The 867-nt window shown below is 63.4% G+C and carries 1 protein-coding gene; it reads left to right on the top strand.

What is annotated here, in order from left to right:
• Positions 1 to 82: 82 nt before the first annotated feature.
• Positions 83 to 867 (top strand): IS4 family transposase (locus tag ACFW0B_RS25840; protein ID WP_449151803.1); only part of this gene is annotated, 785 nt, incomplete at its 3' end.

The raw sequence follows: 867 nt of genomic DNA, 5'->3' as shown, positions 1-867 counted from the left end.
GTAATGCTGTTCACATAAGCATTTGAGCTGTTGCCGTGGCTCCCCGAGAATCCGATGCCAGACCTCTGGCATCGGATTTTTTATGTCCTTTCAACAGCAGTTGCTCGACCTGGGCGAGTTGTTCAATTTCTCCGACCTGAGCACCTTCACCCAGAACATCCCTATCGAGTGGGTGGCGTCCGCGCTGGACCTTTCCGCCCAGGCCACCATCCGGCGACGGCGCCTGCCCAGCGATCAGGTGCTCTGGCTGGTGCTGGGGATGGCGTTGTTCCGCGACGAACCGGTCCATGAGGTGGCTCGGCGCCTGAACATCTGCGCCCAGGGCCTGGCCTCCGACCACCTGCTGGCCAGAAGCGGTGTCACTGAGGCGCGCAAGCGGCTGGGTGCTGATCCGGTTGAGTGGCTGTTTCGTCAGACGGGTCACCAATGGGGCTGCGAGCGCTACGACGGCGATACCTGGCAGGACCTGCAGGTGCTGGCCGTGGATGGTGCGCTCCTGCGTACCGCGGACACCCCCGAACTCCGGGAGCACTTCGGCTCCGGCAACACCTCCACCGACCGCCAGACACCGTTTCCCATGCTGCGGCTCGTGGCCCTGATGAATGTGCGCTCGCACCTGATCCTGGATGCCCAGCTGAGCCCCTACCGACGCAGTGAAATGCGCTTGGCCGATACCTTCATGCAGCAGATTCCCGACCACTCGGTGACGCTGTTCGATAAGGGCTTCTGGAGTGCCGACTTGCTGCTGGGGCTGGCCAAGGGCGGTGACAACCGACACTGGTTGATTCCGACGCGCAAGGCCCTGGTCAGCGAGGAGGTGACGCGCTACGGCAAAGGGGATCGCCTGCTGCGCATGCGGGTGTCGGC

It is taken from the genome of Metapseudomonas phytobenefica, assembly GCF_043392685.1.
Lineage (GTDB): Bacteria > Pseudomonadota > Gammaproteobacteria > Pseudomonadales > Pseudomonadaceae > Metapseudomonas.
The sequence above is the reverse complement of the archived record's forward strand: the minus strand, read 5'-3'. Positions and strand labels throughout refer to the sequence as shown.